The organism is Albibacterium profundi (genome assembly GCF_042159835.1).
Taxonomy (GTDB): domain Bacteria; phylum Bacteroidota; class Bacteroidia; order Sphingobacteriales; family Sphingobacteriaceae; genus Albibacterium; species Albibacterium profundi.
Genome location: NZ_JBBVGT010000001.1, coordinates 269745 through 294045 on the forward strand (window position 1 = coordinate 269745; position 24301 = coordinate 294045).

At 43.7% G+C, this 24301-nt stretch carries 16 protein-coding genes; 5 read left to right on the forward strand and 11 right to left on the reverse strand.

What is annotated here, in order from left to right:
* Positions 1 to 3: 3 nt before the first annotated feature.
* Entirely contained in the window at positions 4 to 1323 is a 1320-nt protein-coding gene (locus WKR92_RS01245; protein ID WP_375556025.1) for a sensor histidine kinase, read from the forward strand.
* A gap of 20 nt (positions 1324 to 1343) precedes the next feature.
* Here the strand turns inward: WKR92_RS01245 and WKR92_RS01250 are convergent, their stop codons facing one another.
* Genes WKR92_RS01250 through WKR92_RS01260 form a run of 3 tightly spaced genes read right to left on the reverse strand, consistent with a single transcriptional unit; the run spans position 1344 to position 5834 of the window.
* A complete protein-coding gene (locus WKR92_RS01250; protein WP_375556026.1) occupies positions 1344 to 2018 on the reverse strand; it encodes an ABC transporter ATP-binding protein in 675 nt (224 codons plus the stop codon).
* A 54-nt stretch (positions 2019 to 2072) separates the two neighbouring features.
* Positions 2073 to 4493 carry an ABC transporter permease gene (locus tag WKR92_RS01255; protein ID WP_375556027.1) on the reverse strand — a complete coding sequence of 807 codons (2421 nt, stop codon included), beginning with the start codon at positions 4491 to 4493 and terminating at the stop codon, positions 2073 to 2075.
* 3 nt (positions 4494 to 4496) lie between these two features.
* Positions 4497 to 5834 (reverse strand): TolC family protein, encoded by a 1338-nt coding sequence (locus tag WKR92_RS01260; RefSeq protein WP_375556028.1) that lies wholly within the window; start codon positions 5832 to 5834, stop codon positions 4497 to 4499.
* Between the two features lie 179 nt (positions 5835 to 6013).
* Between WKR92_RS01260 and WKR92_RS01265 the strand changes: the two genes are divergently transcribed.
* Positions 6014 to 7045 carry an LLM class flavin-dependent oxidoreductase gene (locus WKR92_RS01265; protein ID WP_375556029.1) on the forward strand — a complete coding sequence of 344 codons (1032 nt, stop codon included), beginning with the start codon at positions 6014 to 6016 and terminating at the stop codon, positions 7043 to 7045.
* On the opposite strand, the gene WKR92_RS01270 is transcribed toward WKR92_RS01265, so the two are convergent.
* Both WKR92_RS01270 and WKR92_RS01275 read right to left on the reverse strand, forming a co-directional pair.
* A complete protein-coding gene (locus WKR92_RS01270; RefSeq protein ID WP_375556030.1) occupies positions 7040 to 7822 on the reverse strand; it encodes a GLPGLI family protein in 783 nt (260 codons plus the stop codon). The genes WKR92_RS01265 and WKR92_RS01270 overlap by 6 nt on opposite strands.
* 22 nt (positions 7823 to 7844) lie before the next feature.
* Positions 7845 to 10619, reverse strand: a complete 2775-nt coding sequence (locus WKR92_RS01275; protein WP_375556031.1) for a TonB-dependent receptor — start codon at positions 10617 to 10619, stop codon at positions 7845 to 7847.
* Positions 10620 to 10864: 245 nt separating this feature from the next.
* Between WKR92_RS01275 and WKR92_RS01280 the strand changes: the two genes are divergently transcribed.
* Both WKR92_RS01280 and WKR92_RS01285 read left to right on the forward strand, forming a co-directional pair.
* A complete protein-coding gene (locus WKR92_RS01280; protein WP_375556032.1) occupies positions 10865 to 11758 on the forward strand; it encodes a hydroxypyruvate isomerase family protein in 894 nt (297 codons plus the stop codon).
* 75 nt (positions 11759 to 11833) lie between these two features.
* Entirely contained in the window at positions 11834 to 13030 is a 1197-nt protein-coding gene (locus WKR92_RS01285; protein WP_375556033.1) for a tetratricopeptide repeat protein, read from the forward strand.
* Here WKR92_RS01285 and WKR92_RS01290 read toward each other — a convergent pair.
* Complete coding sequence (locus WKR92_RS01290) at positions 13002 to 15299, reverse strand: PVC-type heme-binding CxxCH protein (RefSeq protein ID WP_375556034.1); 2298 nt, start codon at positions 15297 to 15299, stop codon at positions 13002 to 13004. The two genes, WKR92_RS01285 and WKR92_RS01290, sit on opposite strands and share 29 nt — an antisense overlap.
* 113 nt (positions 15300 to 15412) lie before the next feature.
* Between WKR92_RS01290 and WKR92_RS01295 the strand changes: the two genes are divergently transcribed.
* Positions 15413 to 15961 carry a hypothetical protein gene (locus WKR92_RS01295; RefSeq protein WP_375556035.1) on the forward strand — a complete coding sequence of 183 codons (549 nt, stop codon included), beginning with the start codon at positions 15413 to 15415 and terminating at the stop codon, positions 15959 to 15961.
* Here the strand turns inward: WKR92_RS01295 and WKR92_RS01300 are convergent.
* From WKR92_RS01300 to WKR92_RS01320, 5 genes are read right to left on the reverse strand one after another with little or no spacing between them, the layout of a single operon-like run.
* Complete coding sequence (locus WKR92_RS01300) at positions 15942 to 17690, reverse strand: cellulase family glycosylhydrolase (protein WP_375556036.1); 1749 nt, start codon at positions 17688 to 17690, stop codon at positions 15942 to 15944. The genes WKR92_RS01295 and WKR92_RS01300 overlap by 20 nt on opposite strands.
* Positions 17691 to 17692: 2 nt before the next feature.
* A complete protein-coding gene (locus WKR92_RS01305; RefSeq protein WP_375556037.1) occupies positions 17693 to 18535 on the reverse strand; it encodes a glycoside hydrolase family 16 protein in 843 nt (280 codons plus the stop codon).
* Between the two features lie 49 nt (positions 18536 to 18584).
* Positions 18585 to 19505 carry a hypothetical protein gene (locus tag WKR92_RS01310; RefSeq protein WP_375556038.1) on the reverse strand — a complete coding sequence of 307 codons (921 nt, stop codon included), beginning with the start codon at positions 19503 to 19505 and terminating at the stop codon, positions 18585 to 18587.
* A 12-nt stretch (positions 19506 to 19517) separates the two neighbouring features.
* Positions 19518 to 21038, reverse strand: a complete 1521-nt coding sequence (locus tag WKR92_RS01315) for a RagB/SusD family nutrient uptake outer membrane protein (protein WP_375556039.1) — start codon at positions 21036 to 21038, stop codon at positions 19518 to 19520.
* A gap of 11 nt (positions 21039 to 21049) precedes the next feature.
* On the reverse strand, positions 21050 to 24169 hold the full coding sequence (locus WKR92_RS01320; RefSeq protein WP_375556040.1) for a SusC/RagA family TonB-linked outer membrane protein: 3120 nt from the start codon (positions 24167 to 24169) through the stop codon (positions 21050 to 21052).
* Between the last annotated feature and the right edge of the window lie 132 nt (positions 24170 to 24301).

The window sequence follows — 24301 nt, forward strand, 5'->3', positions numbered from 1 at the left end:
CTTATGAAGAAGTTTCGCAGACTTATTCTACTGAGAGCCTTTTTACTATTCGTGGCACTCACATTTTTTGCTTGGCTTCTGCTTAAAGGCGAGTATCTCTATGCCGTCTTGTTTTTCCCATTCTGCCTTTGGTTGCTATGGTTTACCATCCGGTCACAAATTCGCACCTACCGTGAACTTCAGGACTTCGCTGAAGCCGCCAAATACCGTGACTTCACGCGACACTTTTCTCTTACCCATGCTAGCGTTGAGGTAAAACCATTACGTTCCGCATTCAACGATATCAATGACGTCTTTAAAAGCATCAGCAGCGATCGCGAAACGCAACATCAATATCTGCAAAAGATCATGGAACTTGTTGACACCGCAATCGTGTCCTACGAAGAAAAGACAGGCAAAATGATGTGGATGAATGATTACTTTAAAAAACTATTTAATATACCTTATATATCAACTATATATGCGCTAAACAAAAAGAATAAAACTCTGTATGAAAAAATTGTAGAAACAGAACCTGGAGACAATAAATTACATACATTGGATACTGCTGAGGGGCCAATCAAGTTGCAGCTGTATGTAAGTAGTTTTCAGACTGCACAAGGGAATTTTCGTCTCATTACCCTACAGAACATCAACGAGGCCTTGGATGAAACAGAAGCCAAGGCCTGGCAAAAGCTTCTCAGTGTTCTTACGCATGAAATCATGAACTCCATTGCGCCAATTTCCTCCTTGGCTGATACGCTGAAAAATCGACTCGATTCATTACCCTATACAGAAGAACTAGAAGATATCAGAACAGGCACAGAAACCATTAAAAGTCGAAGTGAGGGTCTATTAAAGTTTGCGAGAACCTATCGTACCTTGAATAAAATCACCCAACCCGACCTGGACAGTATTAAGGCCGCAGATCTGTTCGAGAACCTCTACGTTCTTTTAGAACCTTCAATAATCAAGAAGGATATTGAACTGAATATCATCTTAAAAAACCCATCACTTGAATTAAAAATTGACATCAATCTCATCGAACAAGCCCTCATTAATCTGCTATTAAACGCAATCGAAGCAGTCAAAGATGTTGCCAATCCCACAATCAATCTCCAAGCGATCGACGACAACGGCAAAATTCAAATCAAGGTCACAGACAATGGAATAGGAATGAGTCAGGAAATTCTTGACAATATCTTCACTCCCTTTTTCACGACTAAAAAGAGTGGTAGCGGAATCGGCTTATCCCTCAGCAAACAGATCATGCTCATGCACCGCGGCAACTTGTTCGTCAGCTCCGAACTTGGCAAAGGGAGCACCTTTACGCTGCAATTCTGACCGTTAATTAATGGATCCTTCTAGGATCCAGCTTGAATCACCTGCCCATCCAGTAACTCAATAATTCTGCTGCCGTATTCAGCGTTCTTCTCGGAGTGAGTCACCTGAATAATCGTAACACCATCTTCCTGATTTAATTTTTTAAAAAGCTCCATGATCTCTTCGCCTTGCTTAGAATTCAAATTACCGGTCGGCTCATCCGCTAAAAGAACCTTCGGTTTTCCAGCTAAAGCACGAGCAATCCCTACAATCTGTTGCTGTCCTCCCGATAGCTGATTCGGGAATAGATCCTTCTTCCCTACAATACCAAATCGGTCCAACATATCCGCTACAATAGCTTTACGTTCAGACGACTTTAATCCTTTATATATCAGCGGCGTATCAATGTTTTCTGCAACTGTTAATTCATCTATTAAATGATAGGCTTGAAATACAAATCCCATATGTTGCTTATAGATCTCAGCGCGTCTCTTTTCTTTTAATTTGAGAACATCCTCATTCCGACATAAATAAGCTCCTTCATTCGGCTCATCCAGTAAACCGATGATATGCAAGAGGGTCGACTTCCCCGAACCTGAAGGTCCCATAACCGACACGAACTCACCTTCCTGAATCTGCAAATTAACGTCCTTTAAAACAAAGGCTCGGTTTCCACCGACATTGTACCATTTAAAAATATTCTTTAGTTCTATCATCTCTATATTTTAATATCTGTGTTTTTACTTTATGCTGCTTGCTCCCCGAAGTGACTATTCCGTCCGTAAAGACTTAACCGGATTCACCATCGCCGCACGTAACGACTGGGTCACAACAATCAACATTGCTACAAAAAGAACAATAATCCCTCCCACGATCATAAGCCAAACCGATACATCAATCCGATAAGCAAAATTATCAAGCCATTGGTTCATGATCCACCAAGCTAAAGGAGCTGCAAGGATAAAAGCAATACCGATTAGCCGTACAAAATCGCCTGACAACAAATATACGATCGTCGAAACCTTCGCTCCTAATACTTTCCGCACACCGATTTCCTTTACCCGTTGATTCATCATCAATAAGGCTAGCGCAAATAAACCCAAGCAAGAGATAAAGATGGCAAAAACAGCTCCATTTACAATGATTTTTGAAAGGCGTTGCTCCTTCTCGTACATACGTTGGGTATTTTCGTCCAAAAACGACGGATTGCTTTCATATTTCGGGTTGACCGACTTCCACACATTTTCAATGCTGGCCATTGAATGCGACAAAGCGTCCGAATTCAGTCGCACGAAAATATAAGAAACAGGCCAATTCGAAGGTTGCAGACACATGGTCAGCGGCTCAACTTCCGAATGGAGCGTTTTAAAATTAAAATCGTTTACGACACCGATAATCGTCAGATCTTCACCGCTGATGTCTAGGGTTTTCCCAATAGGATTCTCTTCGCCTAATAAAGCTGCCATTTGCTCGTTGATCAAGACCGATGTAGTGTCAGTTGAAAAACTTCTTGAAAAATCCCGGCCTTCCAGCAAATCGATCTCCATCGTCTTCAAGTAATCATAATCCACTCGTAACCAGTTTGTTGTAATGTGTCGCGATTGGTAATCAAAGCCCATCTTAGAAGTCATCGACGCACCATCTAATCCCATTCCCATATTGACATCAGTGCCCGTCACGCTCGTCACTTCGGGCAAAGCCGCTAGTTCTGTTCGCATTCGCTGCAAGGCCACTTCCGGATCTATATGATTCCCAATCGGAATACTGACTACTCCTGATTTATTATATCCCAGTGGTTTTGTATTCATGAAATTAATCTGCTGAACAACAACCAAGGTTGATATCACCAGAATAATCGCAATGGCAAATTGTCCAACCGATAGTGCTTTACGTAAATTCTTTCCCGAATCAAGTCGGATACCCGTCCCCCGCAACACATTCATCAGATTAAATCGCGTCATAACAAATCCCGGATAGGCGCCCGCTGCCAGGGTCACAACAAAGAAGAAGATTAGGAGCAGCAGGCTATTCTGTAAGGTAATTAGCTCGCCAAACTGCAGATTATAAGCCATCAATGCGTTAAATTGAGGTAATATAGCCCAAGCCAGTGCCGCGCCAACCAGAAAAGAAAACAGACAGATCAAGAAAGCCTCCATCCAAAACTGAACAACCAATTGAAAAGGTCGCGCTCCCAAAGTTTTCCGCATACCAATTTCCTTGGTTCGTGTGAAAGAGCTGGCAAGCGATAAGTTGATAAAGTTGGTGCAAGCGATAAACAGAATCAAGGCGCTTATGATCAATAACATCCATGGGAAAAAACTGGCAACATGGCTGCCACCCGGACTCATGGAATTAAAATGCATTTCAGAAAGAGGTAAGAGCTTTAACGATTTGTAGGCTCCATCGCCATTCACTTGTGCACCGTCACGTTTCAGATTGTCAATTTCACTTTTAAAATACTTCCCTATGAAAGCTTTACTATCCTCCTGAAATTGCGCTGCAGAGACCTGATCAAGCAACTCCACATACACCGTATGGTTGCGCCAATCCCATTTATCCATACCCGCTAGGTAACCTGGATAGTTCTCAAATCGCACAAAAGCATCAAATTGAAATGTTGAATTAGAAGGAAAATCAGCTAGCAGCCCGGAGACGGTATATGGTTCCCAAGTTCCCTGCATGTTTAACTCAACTTGCTTTCCGACGATATCCAGCGTACCGAAAAGTTTCTCCGCTGCATATTCCGTCAGGGCAATATTCTTCAGATCACTTAGAACTGAGGACTTTTCACCTTCAATTAGCGGAAAAGAAAACATATCCAAAAAAGAAGGGTCAACAAACCGCGTCGTCATGCCAATTTCCTTATCACCATGCCGTACCAGAACACCACCTGCATCGCCGTAGCGGGCAATATTCGCTAAGCCTTTTAACTCGTCTTCCGCTGTCGGAGCAAAAGGCACTGGCATTGTTGCGCTCTCATCCTTACCGGTGACCGGGTTCGTTTCAAAGTAGACCTGATAAAGCTTATCTTTTTTTACATGAAATCCATCGAAAGACAGATCAAACACAGCGGCTAAAAACAACACGACCGCCATGGCGAAGGCTATCGTTAACCCGATGACATGCACTGCGGTGAACAACCTGTGCTTCAACAAGTTCCTAAATGCAATGGTAAAATAATTCTTAATCATCTTCTAAAATCTTATTTCATTACCTAAGTAATAATCAATCACCTTCGTCCGATACAATAGATTGTATTTACTATTAATAAAATCAAATTCAGCTTTATTCATATTGGTCTGAGCCGTATTTAACTCGATCGACGTAGCCAGACCTACATCATAACGTTCCTGAAATACCTTATACGTTTCCCGTGAAGAAGTAAAAACCTCTTCTGAAGACTCGTACCGTTGCTTCGCTGCATTCAGGTCCAATACCGCCTGGTTCACAATCTTATTTAGGTTATTTTTACTTTGCTTCTCTGCAACCTTTGTATTTTCATATATAATTTTAGCCTTCCGGACTCCAATCCGCGAGCTTAGATTATTAAAAATAGGAATACTCAGCGAAAGACCAATATAGCGACTGTAGTTATCACGCAATTGCTGTCTAAAGGGGAAAATCGCACCATTCTGATCAAGGTATGAACTTGTATAGCCGGTGCTTAGACCAGATGATAAGGACAAGGTCGGAAAATACCGGCCTCTTGCGATGTCCACATCTTTCTCCGCTGCCAAGGTATTATACTCGGCCATTCGTATCTCCGGAAAGAAATTTAACGCTTTGTCATATACGCCAACAGCGGAATAATTAGCTACCAAAGCTTCTACATCTTCAACATTCGGACTTTCCAACACAATTTCTTTTTCCGAATCAATCTCCATCAATTGTTTCAAATTCAGTATCGATAACTCATAATCGTTACGTGAAGTCGTTATATTCAGTTGGTCGCTTGCTACCTGGCTTCGCGCTTGCGATACGTCGGCTAAGGTTCTGTTTCCCACCTCCATATTAATTTCTTCAACCCGCAATTGCTCTTCAGACAAGGCAAGTTGCTGACGACTAGCCGACCAAAGCTCCTTATGGGTCAGCGCCTCAATGTAGGTTGTAAACACCTGTAGAACCAGGTCATATTCCATTTGATCCACATAGCTCTGATCCGACTGCAACAGCAATTTATTGGCGCGAATTTGATTGATACGTTGAAAGCCCTGAAACAGGGTAACGGATAAGCTCAAGCTCCCGTCAACCGATTTATTCGTCGTATTCCCCACCTTTCCGGTCTTTTCATCAAAATAATTACCACCGCTTAGACGGCCTCCTGCTGAAGCACCAAGGCTCGGTAATAAGTTCATTTTTGATTGGAGCACATCCTGATCGGTTAAAGCCGCTCGGAACCGTGCTTCCTTAATCTGCAGGTTATTTTCCAGTGTGCTGTCGATTGCCGATTGCAAGGTAATCAACTCTTGTCCGCTCACCGGCATGATAAAAACCGTGAGAATAAATAGAATCGCTAAAAGTCGGATATTCATTTTGTACATTTCAGACTATCCTATTACAGGCTATATGCCACAACATTAATATGCTGATAAACAGAGCACTGCGCATAAAGCATTGAAACAAACTGTTCATTTCCGAACAAAAGCTGTTCATTAACGAACAATCAAGACCAATTCATTAGATTTGTATACACATTATATGAAACAGCCATATGGAATTAGGATTATGCACATTTGCTGACATGTTACCCGATAAACCGGGCAGCGGGGCGAATGCCCATCAACGTATCAGTGACTTATTAGAGGAGATCAAATTAGCCGATGAGCTTGGTTTAGACGTCTTTGGCGTCGGTGAACACCATCGTCCTGATTATTCAGTATCCGCCCCTGCTATTATTCTGGCAGCAGCAGCTTCCGTCACCAAGAACATCAAGCTAAGTAGTGCTGTAACTGTGTTAAGCTCTGATGATCCTGTCCGAGTATTTCAAGACTTTTCCACCGTGGATCACCTTTCCGGCGGACGTGCGGAAATCATGGTCGGGCGCGGTTCCTTTATCGAATCATTTCCTCTTTTTGGATATGATCTAAACGACTATAATGAGCTGTTTACAGAAAAACTTGCGCTGCTTTTACAGATCAACCAAGACAACGAACAAGTGAGTTGGAAGGGGAATCTAACTCCGTCGATCGATAACCGCGGTGTCTACCCACATCCTTATCAAGACAAACTGCCGATATGGATTGCAGCCGGCGGCACACCCGCATCAGCCGTCAGGGCTGCAACATTGGGTTTACCATTAACATTGGCCATTATTGGTGGTATGCCGGAGCAATTTGTACCCTTTGCAAAACTATACCGCGACACTGCCCGAAAGAAAGGTGATGACCCCGCAAAGTTACAATTTGCCGTTAATTCACATGCTTACGTAACCGAAAACTCCCAAGCTGCCAATACCGAATTTTACCCATATTACGCCGCTATGATGAACGCAGTGGGAAAAGATCGTGGTTGGTCTGCTTTCACGGAAGAGCAATTTAACTTCGCACGTTCACCCAAAGGAGCGTTAGTTGTTGGAAGTCCCGAAGAAGTCATTGACAAGATTCTTTACGAGCACGAGCTATTTGGCAATACCCGCTTTATCGCTCAGAGTAGCTTAGGTACCTTGCCTCATAAACAGGTCATGAAGTCGATTGAGCTATTCGGCACGAAAGTCGCCCCCGCCGTTCGCAAAGCTCTTCTATAAAAGAAAAGCTTTCGTCGCATCCTCTGAAGATGTTCCCCACATGTCTAGGTTTTCCTCTAAATAGGCCTCTAGGCCTTCCCGGTTCACCTGTTCTGCTCGGCGGGGCTCTTCTGGTGCTTTAATCGGGCCTGGCTGATCTATTTCTACTTTTGTAGCAAACCAAGTGACATTATCATGTGGTAGAGCCACCCCTAAGATCATTCCTGGCAGACCGGAAAAAGATTCAGGACCGCCCGAAGGCAAAATCTCGTCGGTATAGAAGGCTACAACGTAAATCGAATCCATAATCAGGCCGTTAGCACGTTTGCACTCATAGCCTGCAATTTCGCGAACCTCGTTAGTATACTTCCACAGGATCTCCGGTTGCTTATCTTTCATCACAAAGTCTTCCTCATAAATCTTCTTCACCACCGTCATGTCGCCCGTATCAAAATTAGTTAAAACCGTATTCTTTACCATCACCCACGGTTCGCTTGCATACCATCCCCGAGTAGACTCAGCCTCTTCGGTAACCTGATACAGGCTCTGGTTTTTATTAAATGAAAGGGAAGTCTTAACCGTTTGAAACTGTGGCTGATTCTTACGATAATCTTCATAAATCTTTTTCATAAAGACATTATCTTCGGTTACCCTAGCCTTCATCTTGGCAAACATATTCACTTTCTTCTCGTACTCAATCTTTCCGCTTTCTACAAAATAAGCGTATTGTCCGTAACTCAATTGCGTTCCGATTAACACCAAGCTCACTATGAGCAAGCCATTTAAAGTTTTTCTCATCAATGTATTCATCGTGTTTATTTTATTTTGTATTATTACCCATTTTATTAAAATCCCATATAATTGAGAACATGAAATACCGACTAATCGTGGTGTAGTCTGTTTGCGTAAAGCCGGTAGCATGAGCATTCCGACTGAAACCTGTGTTCTGATCCAATATGTCATTTGCCTGGATTTTCAAAATCAGTTCATCCGTTTTCAAGAATTTCTTTTGTATACTCGCATTCCAGATCAAGCGTTCAAAGTCTTCGGCGAACACTTGGGTTGCCTCCGAATAGGAATATCGGGCATCTGATGCAAGCTCAAATTTCCCCGGAAGAAACAACCTGAAATCAGCGCTGGAATTAAAACCCCAACCTTTACTTGACGAACCCTGAAGAGAAGCTACGTTCGAGCTATACGAAGGGCCGGCATATACTCTAAATGAATATTTATCCTTTTCATTCTTGCTGATGTTTAATGCAACTGATACGTTATTACTACTCGTTTTATTCAACTCCGAGTTGATAATATTATAATATGAATTTGTATTGTAGCTTAAATTTCCGCCCCAATCAAGTCCTAAACTCTTCAGCTTACTACCAAAATACATATAGGTCGAAAAGTTCATCGGTCGTTCGCCTTTTAAATTCTCATAGCTATAGATACTCTTGCCTACTTCATCAGTTGTCGTATTGTTAATAATCGCATTGCTGGTCATCGAACCATTAAAGAACCAACTGAAGTACTGACCACTCAATACTTTATAGGAATTATATCCACCGTTAATACTGTGTCTGAACGAAGGATCCAGATCAGGGTTACCCACTGAAATATTGAGTGGGTCGGTATTACTTCGTACCGGCTGAATCTGATGGACAGAAGGTTGAGAGGTACTTCCATAATAACTCAAGCGGAACGACTTCTGGTTAGAAAACGCGTAAGTCCAGTTGGCTCTCGGATTCAGGTTAATAAAGTCACGATTTAAAATATCATCGCTGAACTGATCGATCTGCTTAAAGTTTACGTTCGCTGCTGACATGGTAATATTCAGCGTATTCTTATCTTTTTTATAATTCAAGGTGGCGCCCACCTCGTTTAACATCTGGTCTAGTTTAAAATCATTACTGAAGGTACTATCCAAGTCGTTATAGCCTCCCCCGTTCTGATTAAAGGATAAAAGGCTTGATTTACTGTTGTTCAGATTGAAACGATAATTAATGGCCAGTTTTAGGGCATCAGACAAGGGTTCCGTATATGCTATGTTAGAATTAAAGACATTGCTTTCAGTCCGGTTGTTCTTTTGTTGATCAACGATCTGTGTGCTGTCGATCGACCCATTCTCCCCATAATAATCGTTGGTTGATTTCAAGAACCCGATGACATTGTCCCGATTAACGCTCTGGTTCAGACCAATGGAGATCGTACGTCCTTCTTTCGCCAGTTTTTTATTCCACAAGGCTCCGGCATTGAACGATTTGGTGTCACCTTCGTTTGAAATTTGCCGACTGCTGCTATTGAGCGGATCAAAGGCCTCGTTGAAAGTGGCCGACTGATTATCACTTTGAGAACGGCTGTCTTTAAGCGTTCCGTCGATTGTCACGCGCAACATCGATGTACTATCAAAATTGACCTCATAACGCGCATCAGCTTTGTGCCTAAACATATAATTGTTAAAGAGTTCATTTGAATTTCGGTTCATCACACCCGTCGGCAGCTCATTCTGACTGATCGTATTGCGGTCGCCATCCACTTCTAAATCACCTATCTTGTAATTCGCGTTAATACTCTCCTTTTTATCATTCCATTTATTATCATAATGCGCACCACCCGATCGCGCCAAAGGAATACCCTGACCATTGTAGTCGCCACTAAACGACTCAAGTTCATCCGATCCGGAGCTCGAAATAGAAATCATCCCGTCGGATACGTTCATATTGGTAGACCCATAGCGTTCACTATCCTGCCAATTCAAACCAATCTTACCCGTGTTCGCCAAGGTTCCATAAGCAGCAATTTTCTCGCTCCCCTTAAAGGAGTTCACCATGACCTGTCCCTCATATAAATCTTCGGTACCTATACCTGCATCTACTTTACCAAACATTCCGTTCTTGCTATCCTCTTTCAACTGAATATTCAAGGTCTTTGTTTTTTCTCCGTCATCAATACCAGTAAAGGTTGCCTGGTCGCTCTTCTTATCGTAAAGCTGAACCTTATCAACCATATCACCACGTATGTTTTTTGTAACCAAAGTAGGGTCATCGCCGAAAAACTCTTCCCCATCCACCAAAACCTTGCTTACCGTTTCGCCTTGCGCTGTTATATTGCCGTCTTTGTCTACTTGGATTCCGGGAAGTTGAGCTAATAAATCCTCCACTTTATCATTCGGTTGGATAGTGTATTTACTTGCGTCAAATTCAATCGTATCCCCTTTAATCGTAATCGCATTTCTTCCTGTAATCACCACCTCATTCAACAATTCGGACATGAGAAGCATGTTTACTTTTCCCAAATCCACCTCCTTGCTAGCCGAGTCCAAGGTAAATCTTTCCACAAAATCAGTGTACTTAGGATACGAAGCCGTTAAAATATACGATCCGGTATCTAAATCATTAAAAGCGAAACTCCCATCTTCGGCAGCCCGCGTGTAGTCAACAAAAATCGAGTCTTGTGCTCTGAGCACAGAAATTACAGCATTTTTCAATGTCAATCCCGAGGTGGTGTCCACAATGGAGCCTTGTACCTTGTAAGGGCTCTGAGCGTAGGTGGTTGATAAAACTGAAAGTAACAGCACCAGCAATAAAATAGGCTTACGCATAAAAGGTTTATTTAGTAATTTGAGTTTATTTTAAGTCTCTGTAAAAAATCTATTTGCAATAATACGATAAAAACATAAAAATACGAATTAATCGTAATAACTTTCTACTTCCTCTCCTGATCACATCTCTTAGACACAGAAGGCTGCATTTGTTACAAGGTTAAATTGTTTTGTTTATGTGAAATTAACTCCTTTACTGTATTATTCTTAAATTTTAACTATTTTTAACAAAACCTTAATTATATATGGAAAACATAAATTCACCTTTGTCTCGCAGAAAGGCACTTAAATTTGCAACAGTAACTTCCGCCACAATCCTTAGTAGCAGTTTGCTCGGCAGAGTATCAGCAGCTGAACATATATTGCCAACTGAATTACGAGGTCGAGTTAACCATTCTGCCTGCCGTTGGTGTTATGACTCTATCCCTTTTGAAGACCTCTGTATCGCCGCGAAAAAAATAGGGTTAAAATCCATCGAACTGGTTGACCCTGAAGGCTGGCCCATCTTGAAAAAACACGGCCTCACCTGTGCACTTCCTCAAGGTGCAGGATTGGGTATCGAACGGGGATTTAACAATCCCACACTTCACGACGAGCTCATCGAGAGTTACGAAACCATAATTCCTCAAGTTGCTACGGCAGGATACAATCAAATTATCTGCTTTTCAGGTAATAGGAATGGTCTTGATGATGATCAAGGATTGGAAAACTGCGCCCTAGGCTTAAAGCGCCTCATGCCTACCGCTGAAAAATATGGAGTTACCATGGTAATGGAACTACTCAACAGCAAAGTTAATCACCCCGATTATCAATGTGACCATACTGCATGGGGAGCGGCACTTTGTGAGAAAGTCGGATCCGAACGATTCAAATTACTCTACGATATCTACCACATGCAGATTATGGAAGGCGATGTCATCGCCACCATAAAAAAATACCACCCTTATATATCGCATTATCATACAGGCGGTGTTCCTGGAAGAAATGAAATTGATGAAACGCAAGAACTCTACTACCCTGCTATTATAAAAGCCATTCTCGACACAGGCTTCAAAGGCTTTGTTGCGCAAGAGTTTGTTCCGTCTCGACCCGACAAGCTAGCTTCACTAAGACAAGGTGTGGGAATCTGTGACGTATAAAAACTAACTAAACATTTAGTTTGATATTCAGAACTAAATGTTTAGTTTTACTCGCATAATCAAATACTCTTGAATATGCACCTTCGAATCATCACCCTTCTTACCGTTATACTCTCCGCTTATGAGCTTGTTTCTGCTCAGGACTCGCTGAATAACGACTATCTTTTAAATTTATATCAAGCCGGAGATTATGCCCGTGCCGCAGAGTATATCAAAAGTACGGCAACTGATTCCATGGACATATCCACTCTCAAGAGCCTAGGTTATGCGTATCGGATGGGAGGAAATCTCGCCGCAGCAGAAGAAACCTATTATGCGCTTTACCAACAGGACACCTCATCGTTCACTACAATTATGAACCTCGCCAGTATCTATTTCAATCGTGGAAATATCCGCGAAGCCTCTTCACTATATCAAAGAGCCATGCTCATTGACAGCACAAATATCAAAGTTTACCAACGGTTATCGGAAGTTGCCGTCAAGCGCAATGAAACCCTAACGGCTCACGGGTATCTCCACAAAGCTAACAGTCTTGACCCCACCAACGCTTCCGTAGCCTATAATCTCAGCATGCTGTCCATCAGTCTGCAAGCCTATGCATTCGCAGATTCCGTTGTCCACACCGCTTTGGATGCTGACCCGGAAAACATCAATCTTCTTTATGCAAAAGCCGTCACCAAAGACTATTTGAAAGACTACCCGGAAGCTCTTGCGACCTGCGAACAGTTGATGGAACTCGGCAGTGATTCATTAATGATTATGTCCATGATGGGCGCTATGTATTATTATAACAAGGATTATGAAGATTGTATCCAGACGCTTACTTGGCTTGAGAACCAAATCACCGATTTAAAAGAAGGCGACAAATACTATCTGGCCATGAGCTACTTAAGGACCAAGGAATACGAAAAAGGTTTCACCTACCTAGATGCAGCCATCGAGCAGTCTATTTCTCCGAATACCGCACGTTACTACCGGGAGAAAGGAGAAATCCAACACCTGATCGGTCACCATAAGTCGGCCGTAGCCTCCTACCGACGCAGCCTTGATTTCAGTTCCAGTGCTGTAGCCTACTATCAGTTGGCGCTAATTAACGACTACTATCTTAAAAGTGAAGACGAAGCGCTCGTTTATTACAGGCAATTTGTCAAAATGCAAGAAGTTGGTCCAGCTCAGCCCGATATCCTAGAATTTGTCCAAAGTCGCATTCAAGATATCGTAAAACCATCTGCCGGCCGCGCCCTTACTGATTCTTTAGCTCCTCCGCAGTAAATGACTTCTGTCGGTCGCCGTATTTATTTCGGATTTTGATGATATCCGGCCGGCTCACTGTCGACGCATCATTGTTCCAGCTCTGTCTGATAAAGGAAAGAAGCTCTGCTATCTCAGCATCAACGATGTCCCGATTAGAACCAATGCCTGGCATTTGACCAACAATATCTTCATATTTCTGACCATTAACCTCTATCGGGCCACTTAACCCATATAACACCAATGTAATGAGCCGGTCTTTATCGCCCGTCACCCATTCTGAATTATTCAATGGCGGGGCTAACAGATCGATTCCTTCCCCGTCTTCACCATGGCAGGTCTGACAGGTATTTTTAAATAAGGCAGCCCCTCGTGGATAACGGCTCACCAGCGGATTTACAGCAGGTCTATTCTTATTCTTCTCTATATCTCTTAAAACACTTGCCAGTCGTTTTTGAATATGCCGACTCGTGTCTACCTGATTATCTATTAATTTTGTCTGAAACTCCTGCTCAACACCTTCAAGGTTACTGATTACTGCATCTGAAACATAGTTGTTTCCTGGGAAAGCCTTTACCAGATCCACTCGTAATTGCTCTGTAGCCGACTGATCCAAATCGTCGAAGAGGTAGCTTTGGAAGGCGATATAAGGCGCAGCCAATGAATCCCTATTTTCAATCATTTCTTGTTGGATAGACAAGAACTCCTGATAGTTATCCCTATTCACTACCGCACGCATAACTACCAAAGCCTGCTCCCGTAGATTCCAGTCGTCCGATTCCAACAGCGTCATTACATCTTCTGGCTCTAAAGCCCCCAAGCCCTCCAGCGTCCATAACGAATGAATTCGGAGGAGCGGATCACTAGCCTCCTTTACATTTTCTTTCAGATCGGGCACCAATTGCATCAATCGTCTATCCACAATCAATTGCTGGGCACGATCACGCGCCCAACCGTTCGCATGCCCCAGTAACTTCAGCAGATCCTTCGGTTTATGAGAAATCTTCACCGGACTTGGTTTGCTTCCCTCCGGTATAATCTTGTAAATGCGACCGTAGGTTATAGGCGCATCCAAATCACGCTGATTAATTTCCTTTCTTAAATACTCAGTTATATAAAGCTTATGTTGAAGAATTCCACGATACATATCTACCACATACAGTGCGCCGTCCGGTCCATTATAAAGCGTAACCGGGCGGAAGCGTTCGTCATAACTTGCTAAAAACTCTCTTCCTTCATAGGCTTGTTCCCCTACAACCTTATTTCCTTCGCGCGATAGAGTATTTCGTTTGATCAAATTAGCTGACGGCTCTCCAACAAAGGCATTGTTTTTAAAGTCTTCACCCAATAGATCACCCCGATAAATCACCGGCCCACTTGCCGCTGTAAAGTTCACTAAGCGCAAGTTAGAGTCTAACATTCCCGTTTGATAACCCCTATTTATTCCGGTTGTCTGTCGTATCGGAAAAACGCGATTATTTCTCACGATTCGCTCGTTATAACCTGCAACACGATGTAGATTATTGTTATTGCTACCTAAAGACGGAAAGAAATAATCTCCCAATAGATTCTGCGAATTATTATTGTAGTAAAGGTGTCCATAATTGTCTTTTGTAACGCCCCACTGCCCTCTTAGGTGTGTTTTTTCTACACGCCACTCGCCATCTACGAGCCGATAGCGTTTATCATGATTGCTGTTGTAAATCCAATTATCCAATCCTCTCAGCAAGCCATTACTCTGATGCTCCACATTTTCCCCCGATGCATAGGCTGAGTCGACTAATTGCTTATTAATCGGCTGATCATCCTCAATATCGTAGTACCATAGATAAGGAGGTTCAGCCACCAATATCCCATCCCCTACAAAGCTCATAGCCCGCGGAAGAACCAAAGAATCCAAAAAAACCTTACGCTCATCATAGTCGCCGTCTGAATCCCTATCCTCCAAAATCACAATTTTACTAGTAGGCGCTTTCTCTCCTTCACCTTCAACATCGGGCATAAAACTTGTCATTTCCAGCACCCATAATCTTCCATCGTTATCGAAGCTCATCGCAATCGGCGAGTTTACCAGTGGTTCAGATGCCACAAGCATCACGTCGAAACCTTCCTCCACCACCATGGTTCTCAAGGCATCGCCCGGACTTAAAGGTGGCGCGTATTTTACCAAACTATCAATAAAAGCGCTGTCGATTGGGACGGTTTGAGAACTCTTTTGTACATCCGTTCCGCAAGAACTGAAGTATATTAAAAACGTAACAAATGATGCTAACGCTAGATGTTTTTTCATTTTTTAGGATATATTTTTCTGAGTTTTTCAGTTTAGGATGCTAAATATAGAAACATCAATCCTAATTTCAATACGCCATCAGGGAAATTGTGTTTTATTTTCTATTTTTAGGAATGAAGAAAGCAGACCTATATGAAATCGTCATCAAAATACTTGGCCTATATTTAATCGTAACCTTACTCAATCAAATTCGTGAGCTCGCTCTGTATTCAACCTTATTTCTCCAGTCGCAAAGTCAAATCGGACAGTTTGGTCAAAACGGACAGATGTCGATGTTCTTGGTGGCATTATTAGGAACCCTAATCGTTGCTATCTTTGTTTTCGTCCTAATTTTTAGAACAAAACAAGTAACCAAAGTAATCAGTCGCCCTAGCGACTATGCAGAAGATCTAAAACTATTTGCAGAAAAGAAAACAATCTACGAAATCAGCCTGGTTATTATCGGCTTAGTAACCCTTGTGCTCACCGTACCTGATTTCATTTTCAGATTGAAAGGTTATGTACAGCTCGTCCAAAACGATTTTCCGAAGCCGAAAAATGAAATTGCTTTTCTGATTATAGACGGCATAAAGCTTGCGATCGGGATTCTAGCATTAGTCTACTCGAAATCCTTAGCAAGTTTATTAGCGAATGAAAGAAAAACTACAAACCTAAAGCCTTAAACGTAAAGCCGCCTTTCTCGGCCGTTATTTTAATCATATTCTCACCTTGCTTTAAATCAGCTATTGGCACTGAAACATGAGTCCAGTCGGTTTCATCCGTGGTCTGCGGAACATAAACAATTCCATCTACCTCGACATCATTAATAGAAACGCGAATTCGGCCACTTCCCTTCGGATCGGCAACATGAAGTAACAGCCGGTCGATATCATCGGATACGATGTCGACTGTGTATTGCAACCACTCGCCATCTTCAATATGGAACACATAATAACCGGCTGTGTCTTCTTTGATATCCACTCCGTCGTTCCGGTAGCTCCAGCCTCGGTTACCTTGAGTATCCATTCCCGGTGTAAAATGATAGCTTGCCGTGTCTTTATCGAAATAAGCAAAGCCCTGTTTTCCTAAATCGAAGTCGACCGCCTGAATCACATCACCCTTGCTATATTTCCGGTTCTTAAAGGGTCGCGTATCATTTGATTCTACCTGCCTAAACATCGCGTCAACAACATCGGCTCGAAAGTTATTATTTTCCAATTTTAAATTATCGAGCCAAGCATTAAGTGTATGTAAAGTCTCTTCCTTACTTGGTTTCTCACCCTCACCTTTCCAGTAGCTTAGCAAGCGATCGTAACCCTCTGGTTTCTCAATTTCCCAAGGTTGATTAATCCCCATTTTTTTATTCTGCCACCAAGCCCAGCCAATCCCATGTGCTTCGCATAGGACAATCGCCTCCGTAAACCACGTGTTTGAGTTTTCACCAGACTCACCGAGCCAGAGAGGTATATTATACTTTTCGCGAAGATCCAGGAACTGTTGAATAGAAGCCTTGGTGTTCGGGTTACCGTATTTATGAAAACTTAACACCATATTATCGTCCCAGTCGGGCACAATACCCCGATAGTTATTCGCAAAACCATTGCCTTCCAAAAAGACGATGTGGTTGGTATCTACCTCTCGAATCGCTTGTGTGACCTGAACAAGAAATTCCTTGAGCGGAACGTTCTTTGTTTCATGAACACCTAGCCTATCTTCCGGATCTTCAAACCCCCAATTGGTCTCATTCAACACGTCATATCCCCCAATCCATTCTTCATCCGCATAGCGCTCTGCGAGTTTCCGCCATAAGGCGATGGTCTTTTGCCGATTGGCTTCACTTTCCCAGAAAGAAGGTTTATCCAGATTTCGATCGGAAATATTCAGATCGTGTCCTTGCCCTCCGGGTGCAGCATGCAAATCCAAAATCAGGTATATTTCATTCACTTTGCACCAAGCCAAGAGGCTGTCCGTCCTCGCGAAACCCTGCTCCAGCCAAGTCTGCTCGCCGGCCACCGGTTCATCTTCGACCGCCAAGGTGTACAAGTTATAGTGCATAGGTAGGCGAATCGAATTAAAGCCTAAAGCTGCCATGGAATCAATATCCGCCTTCCGCGTATGAAGATCCAACCAGGCATCGTAAAACTTTTCAGTTTCCTCAGCGCCCACCAGATTCTCAATATGCTCACGAATCCGGTATTGCTGACCGATAAAGCCTAGCTTAAACATGTAGCCCTCCTGAAGCATCCATCCTCCCAGTCCCATTCCTCTTAAAAGAATGGTATCACCATAGCCGTTTACAATATGGTGGTTCTGCGTTTTAAGCAAATGCTTACCAATTGCAGGCTGCTTTTGCAGTCCACAACCGGTAAACATCGCTGCTATCACAACGAGCAAGAAAAACGTTTTATTCATTCCTAATCCCGCAAGTCGTAAACGCGTACATAGTCCACTTCCATCTTTGCTGGGAAGGCCTCTTCATCAACTCCCTGCTGTCCGCCCCAGTTGCCACCCACTGCCAGGTTCAGCAACCAGTGGAACCTCTTATCAAATGGCCAGACCTCAAAACCTTTCCCCTCATTCGTTAGATGAAAAATCTCACTATCATCCACATAGCCTTTAATATAGTCAGGTGTCCAATCTACTCGGTAGGTATGAAATTCAGTCGTCGCGTTCTCAATTTTCTTCGTCGCCGTCTTCTGCGTACCAATGACATGATTGTACGCTTCGGTATGCATACTGATATGAACAACATCTTGGTCGTAACCAACATGCTCCAAAATATCGATCTCTCCCGAAGCAGGCCAGTCGCCATAAGCCCAGTCGGTCGGCAACATCCAGGCTGCAGCCCAGGTTCCTACACCCGGCGGCACCTTCGCCCGGACTTCAAAACGACCGTACAGAAAGTCACCCTTACCCTTACTTACCAGTCGCGCGGAAGTATACTCCATACCTTCCATGTCTTCTCGGATCGCCGTAATGGTCAGGATCCCGTCTGCCACACTCGCATTGTCGAGATCAGCTTCCGTATAGTATTGCAACTCGTTGTTTCCCCAACCATTATTCTGCGAACCTACATCATAGCTCCATTTTTCAGGATCGGGTAGCCCCTCATAGTCAAATTCATCAGCCCATGAAGGTGTAGCTTCAAAGCTATACTCTTTTGGCTTGATAGGTTCCGGTTCAGGAATATTCGGTTTCGGATTCTCGCCTTCTGAACAGGCAAAAGACAAAAATATAATCGGAATCAGTTTGATCATTGAATTTGTTTTTTTCATAAAATTAGCATAATTCACAAGCTTAACCATCTTAATTCGAACGTAGTGTAAATGTCCACCAGCCATCGCCACTAATCGGCACACCGATGGTCAACAGATCATAGCCTTCACCGTTCACATTCTTCTCCATCGCCAAAATATCGTACAATATATAGTCGTTTACCGGACCTGTAGGTGTCTCCCCTCCATTATGTGCTTTTTTCACACCAATGTGGGCACCTTTACCCAAAAGTCGCAACTGTCCCAACTTGTTCACACCTGTCCCTTCAGTCACCGCAAAGCTAAACGTCCCTGAATCCCACAGCTTCTGCTCACCCGTCAAGTTAGTCGCCGGCTCACAGCCCGTACTCTGATTTCCCAGATATCCATCAGCAAAATAATCGCCTTTGTTGTCATACACGAAGGTGCCTTCGGCATTAAATGAAAAGGTAAACTCATCGTTAAACTCACAGCTTCTGCCGTCAACATCACCCGGCCCACTAGACCACCACTCGCCATTATTTGGTCCCGGTCCTACTTTGAAAGCACCTGCTTCAGGGTTCAGTTTCCATGTTTTGGTATCACAACCCGCGATAAAGCCCAATGCTCGCGCATCTGAACAAGCTTCTGGGTCATTTTCACTGATTGAGATGGGTTTTGTCACACTAGACATCCCGCCTTGCGCAACAATACTCAGTTCTACTTCATAATCGCCTGCAAAAATTAAATTGGCGTCTACGGTATCTCCACTGAATGTCTGACCGCTACTTATGATTGTCCACTGTGCAATCGACGGTGTATTCGTCGTATTAATTAAACGTACCTTTCCTTCACCGAGATCCACCGCCTCAAAATTGGGTTGCGGAATCGGTTTCAACTGTAGGTCTTCACCCTCTATCTTACATCCATGCAACAACATGGTTCCCATCAAGATTGCTATCAAGGAAGATTTTATTCTATAATTGATTTTCATAATCGTATCGTTTTATTTGGTACCACCGTATTCTTTGTTCTGCTCCAATAGCGTGTTATCCAATTCCAATAAGGGTATCGGAAGCACTTCATGCTTTCCAGCCACAAAACCGCGATCAGACAAGACCGCAGCAGCATCGCCCCAACGGACAAGATCAAACCAGCGATGACCTTCACCTACTAACTCAATACGGCGCTCACGCTTGATATTTTCCAGCGTAGCGGCCACAGGATCCAACCCCACTCTTCCACGCACCGCATTCAAAAGAGCGGCTGCACGGGTCACATCTCCACCACCCCTGACAATTGCTTCCGCCTCTAACAGATAAGTTCCTGCTAAACGGATATCATACATATTTTGCGGAAAGTTCAGCTCGAAAGAACCAGCACCAGTCCACCGATCCGATTCTCTTCCGGCAAATTTCTCAAGGAAATAACCGGTATCCATATATCCCGGCGTATAGCTGGCTTTGCCTTCTGCTTCCAGTTGATGCATATCGACAATCGTATACGGATAACGCGGGTCGCCTTTCATCAGATCAGCAAGGTTCTCAGTTATTGGTAAAAAGCTCCACCCAGATACATAATCCGGCGCATCCGGACCGGCTGTATAACCACGCGGACCAACCATAATATTCAAGACGTTTCCTTCTGTACAATCAATACAACCCCAATCGCCGACCGACGTATTGGTAAATGAAAGCTCTAAAATCGACTCGCTATTGAATTTATTGTCCACGGCAAACAGATCACCGAAATCATCTAACAAGCGGTAACCATACTGGCTCGTTCCGCCCGGCTCGCCATTAACGGCAGCCAATTGCTGAGCGGCTTCGGTGAACTTCTCCTGTTGCAAATAAACCTTACCCAGCAAAGCTTTTGCCGTTCCCTGAGAAACCCTTCCAGCCTCCGTTGTCGCATCTACCTTGATCGGCAGATTGGGTAAAGCAGCATTTAAGTCACTTTCCATAAATGCATACACATCTTCAGGTGCTGCCTGTACAACCTCATAGAGTTCGTCACCCACAAGCGGATGATCGATTAACGGAATATTCCGAAAATAACGGATCAAATCAAAGTAAAAATACGCCCGCAAAAATCTCGCTTCTGCTTCAAAACGAGCCTTTTCATTGTCGTCCATTGGGATATCGGGCAACTTCGACAACAGGATATTGGCACGGTTGATCCCCATAAAGTTCCTTTTCCATAAATCCTCTTGCGGACCAACAGCCGGATCCAGGTCGTAGCTAGACCAAGCCTGAACACTTGGCACGTCCGAAGAACCGCCACCACCAGCATAATGATCGTCAGACGCTGCTGAAGTAGCCAGCACCTTGGTTACATAGGACGGACTTTGATAGCCCAAGACATCATACACGGCTACCAGACCATTGTACGCTTCTTGTCGGTTCCGATAATAATTGTCTTCCAAATCGGTTCCCTTGGGCTTTAGCTCTAAAAAGCTATCACTACATGCCTGAAAGCCGAATAGGATCAAACATGCGATTATCGATAGATATATATTCTTTTTCATTGTGTTCTTTGTTAAAATGTTACGTTAAGACCAACCATAAATGACCGTGCTTGCGGATAAATACCACGGTCGATACTCATGATCCCACCGCCGATCTCAGGATCGAAACCCGAATACTTGGTCAGCGTAAATAAGTTCTCTGACATCACATAAATCCGTGCCTTCTGTAGGCCAATCTGCTTGCTTAACAAGGACGGGATTGTATAACCCAACTGAAGCGTCTTCAGACGGAAGTAATCGCCATCTTCCAAGTAGAAATCGGATGGATTCGCAAAGTTATTATTCGGATCATCATCGCTCAATCTCGGATAACGATCGGACGAACCAGCGCCCGTCCAGCGACCCAATGCTTTTGTCGAATAATTGGCATTGTTTATATCCAATCTTCTCAAACCCTGAAAGATCTTATTCCCCGCTACACCTTGTCCGAAAACCACTGCATCAAAACCTTTATAAGCTACGTTCAAGGTGAAACCGAAGCCCCAAGTTGGCGTCGGATCGCCGATAAAGGTCCGATCCTCTTCGCCAATCGCCCCATCATTATCCAAATCAGCCCATTTAAAATCGCCCGGACGTGCATCCGGCTGGATCAAAGCACCCTCTTCATTGGTATAAGCGTCAATTTCTGCTTGCGTCTGGAAAATGCCCATGGTTTCAAATCCATAAAAAGAGTTGAAAGGCTGCCCCACCATGGTACGTGTGATATTATAACTGGACGCCTGGAAACCTGCACCATTAATAAAACTCACGCCAGCTCCGATATTGGTCACCTCATTTCGTACATAAGAAGCATTTCCATTCAGTGAGAAGTCTACCTCTCCCCAGCGATTGTTATAGCCCAATTCCAGTTCAACACCTGTATTTTTCATATCCGCAACATTTGCTGCAGGATTTCCAATAGCACCGACATAGAAAGGGATACGCGGGTTCTGAAGAATCCCTTTGGTTACCTTATTGTACCAGTCGAACGTCACACTCACCCTATTCAGGAAAGTCATATCAAAACCAATATTCGTCTGGCTCGTCTCCTCCCATTTCAAATCCGGATTGGATGGCGCATTCGGGCTATAGCCTACGGTATACATGTCAGTCAAACCGATCGTATAATTTCTACCGCCACCTACGGTTGCGATGTATGCAAAATCACCGATATTATCATTACCAACCACACCGTAACCACCTCTGAACTTCAACATATCAATGGCATCCACATCGGCTAGAAAATCCTCTTTTGAAGCTACCCAACCCAATGAGAATGAAGGAAATACACCGTATTTATTATTTGATCCGAAACGTGATGAACCATCGCGACGGATTAAAGCCTCCAATAGATATTTCTCTTGGTAATTATAGTTCACACGAGCGAAGAGCGAAGAAACCGTATGTCCCGGATTCTCATATCCGTAGGAGTTTCGCTGATCTGTCGGGATGTTATAATTTAATGAAGCATCATCAAAATTGGTTACCGGCAGGTCATAATAAGTTACGCTAAGGCCCGTTGCGCGGTTATCGTAATAAGCACCTTGGCCCACCAATACTTCAAAACTATGATCATCGATTAAGCGTGAATAGGAAACTGTGTTCTCCAGATTCCAATCAAAACCCTTATCACGCCCCCTTGTAAAATTGTTTTGTGCATTCTGGTTGGTTGCATTCAAATAGAATACCGGTGTAAAACTTTCACCGCCCCAATAAGACAATTTAGAACCCAAGGTTGAACGGAAGGTCAATCCCTCAATCGGAGTCAGCTCCGCATAAACATTTCCAACGAAGTTATCCGACCAGCCGTAATTCCCTAAGCGAGTCTGCATATAGGCAAGAGGATTTGTCATTTCTTGCAGTACATACTGCGAAATACCGTAGGGGTTACCAAAAGCATCCCGAACAACCGCATTGCTGGCATACGGACGATTTGGAGAATTAATCACATCCGGATCAGTCTCTACAACTGGTGTCAGAGGATCTAGGTTGATCGCCGCCGAAAGCGGACCTCCAAATTCGCTATTGGTATTTCCGATACCCTGACTTCTTTCATGAGAATAACCCAAGTTCTGACCCAATTTCAGCCAGTCGGTTATTTTGTGTTCTGAATTCAATCGAATATTCGTCCGTTTAAAATTCGAAATGTCGCTCGCAACAATCCCTTCTTGAGACAGATAACCAAAAGAGCCATAGAAGGTAGATTTTTCATTACCTCCGCTAACGCTCAGTTCATGGTTATGGCGCTGGGCACTGCGATTGAAGATCTGCTCTTGCCAATCAGTCCCCTCGCCAAACTCTTGTGGATTGGCAAAAGGCAAGGCGTTTCCAGCTGCTAAAGCTGATTCATTCCTTAAGGTAGCATACTCGGTTCCATTCAGCAGGCTCAGTTTACGTGCCGGCTCCGATGTACCATAGTAAGCATTGTAATTCACGCGCATAGCTCCGGCCTTACCCTTTTTAGTTGTCACCAAGATCACACCTGCTGCTGCACGAGCACCGTAAATCGCTTGAGACGAAGCATCCTTCAATACTTCGATTGATTCGATATCCGATTGGTTCAGGTAACTGATACCACCCGCATCAATAACAACACCGTCCACTACCCACAGCGGATTGTTGTTGCCAAAGGTCGTAATACCCCGAACACGGATGGTTGCTGCCGAACCCGGCTGACCGGAATTACTTGCAATCGTCAAACCTGAAGTACGCCCTTGAAGCGACTGCTCGATACGCGTAACCGGCATCGACTCCAAGTCGGCTGCCTTAACACTACTAATAGCGCCGGTCACCACGCTTTTCTTTTGCGTACCGTAACCTACCACCACTACTTGTTCCAGTTCCGTCAAGTCCTGTCGAAGGCTTACATTATAAACCCCTGAAGAATTCACGGCAACCTCCTCGGTCATCATACCCAATTGGCGGAACTCCAGCACCACTTCGGTCGCTGAAATTGTTAACGAATACTGCCCATCAGCATCCGTACTGGTGGAAGTCGTCCCGCCCTTGACAGACACGGTGACTCCCGGGATCGGATTATTATCGGTCGCCCCGATAACCCGTCCGCTTACTTGCAAACTCTGAGCAGAAAGCCCGAGAGCAGAAAACAGTAAGCCTAATAACATGAATACATGTAAAAATCTCTGTTTCATAAAATGAAAATGGTTAACATGGTTTAAAAATTAGGTTTAAGCCCGCTGTATCACGAACACAGGAATAAAAGTAGCGAGACAGAAAAGAAACAGAGATTTTCGACTATCTACAATACCTCTACAAAGCAGTTT

What these genes read in the sequence shown, in the direction of transcription:
- WKR92_RS01245 (WP_375556025.1), top strand. Translation starts at nt 4, where the DNA reads ATGAAGAAGTTTCGCAGACTTATTCTACTGAGAGCCTTTTTACTATTC.
- WKR92_RS01250 (WP_375556026.1), bottom strand. Translation starts at nt 2,018, where the DNA reads ATGATAGAACTAAAGAATATTTTTAAATGGTACAATGTCGGTGGAAAC.
- WKR92_RS01255 (WP_375556027.1), bottom strand. Translation starts at nt 4,493, where the DNA reads ATGATTAAGAATTATTTTACCATTGCATTTAGGAACTTGTTGAAGCAC.
- WKR92_RS01260 (WP_375556028.1), bottom strand. Translation starts at nt 5,834, where the DNA reads ATGAATATCCGACTTTTAGCGATTCTATTTATTCTCACGGTTTTTATC.
- WKR92_RS01265 (WP_375556029.1), top strand. Translation starts at nt 6,014, where the DNA reads ATGGAATTAGGATTATGCACATTTGCTGACATGTTACCCGATAAACCG.
- WKR92_RS01270 (WP_375556030.1), bottom strand. Translation starts at nt 7,822, where the DNA reads ATGAGAAAAACTTTAAATGGCTTGCTCATAGTGAGCTTGGTGTTAATC.
- WKR92_RS01275 (WP_375556031.1), bottom strand. Translation starts at nt 10,619, where the DNA reads ATGCGTAAGCCTATTTTATTGCTGGTGCTGTTACTTTCAGTTTTATCA.
- WKR92_RS01280 (WP_375556032.1), top strand. Translation starts at nt 10,865, where the DNA reads ATGGAAAACATAAATTCACCTTTGTCTCGCAGAAAGGCACTTAAATTT.
- WKR92_RS01285 (WP_375556033.1), top strand. Translation starts at nt 11,834, where the DNA reads ATGCACCTTCGAATCATCACCCTTCTTACCGTTATACTCTCCGCTTAT.
- WKR92_RS01290 (WP_375556034.1), bottom strand. Translation starts at nt 15,299, where the DNA reads ATGAAAAAACATCTAGCGTTAGCATCATTTGTTACGTTTTTAATATAC.
- WKR92_RS01295 (WP_375556035.1), top strand. Translation starts at nt 15,413, where the DNA reads ATGAAGAAAGCAGACCTATATGAAATCGTCATCAAAATACTTGGCCTA.
- WKR92_RS01300 (WP_375556036.1), bottom strand. Translation starts at nt 17,690, where the DNA reads ATGAATAAAACGTTTTTCTTGCTCGTTGTGATAGCAGCGATGTTTACC.
- WKR92_RS01305 (WP_375556037.1), bottom strand. Translation starts at nt 18,535, where the DNA reads ATGATCAAACTGATTCCGATTATATTTTTGTCTTTTGCCTGTTCAGAA.
- WKR92_RS01310 (WP_375556038.1), bottom strand. Translation starts at nt 19,505, where the DNA reads ATGAAAATCAATTATAGAATAAAATCTTCCTTGATAGCAATCTTGATG.
- WKR92_RS01315 (WP_375556039.1), bottom strand. Translation starts at nt 21,038, where the DNA reads ATGAAAAAGAATATATATCTATCGATAATCGCATGTTTGATCCTATTC.
- WKR92_RS01320 (WP_375556040.1), bottom strand. Translation starts at nt 24,169, where the DNA reads ATGAAACAGAGATTTTTACATGTATTCATGTTATTAGGCTTACTGTTT.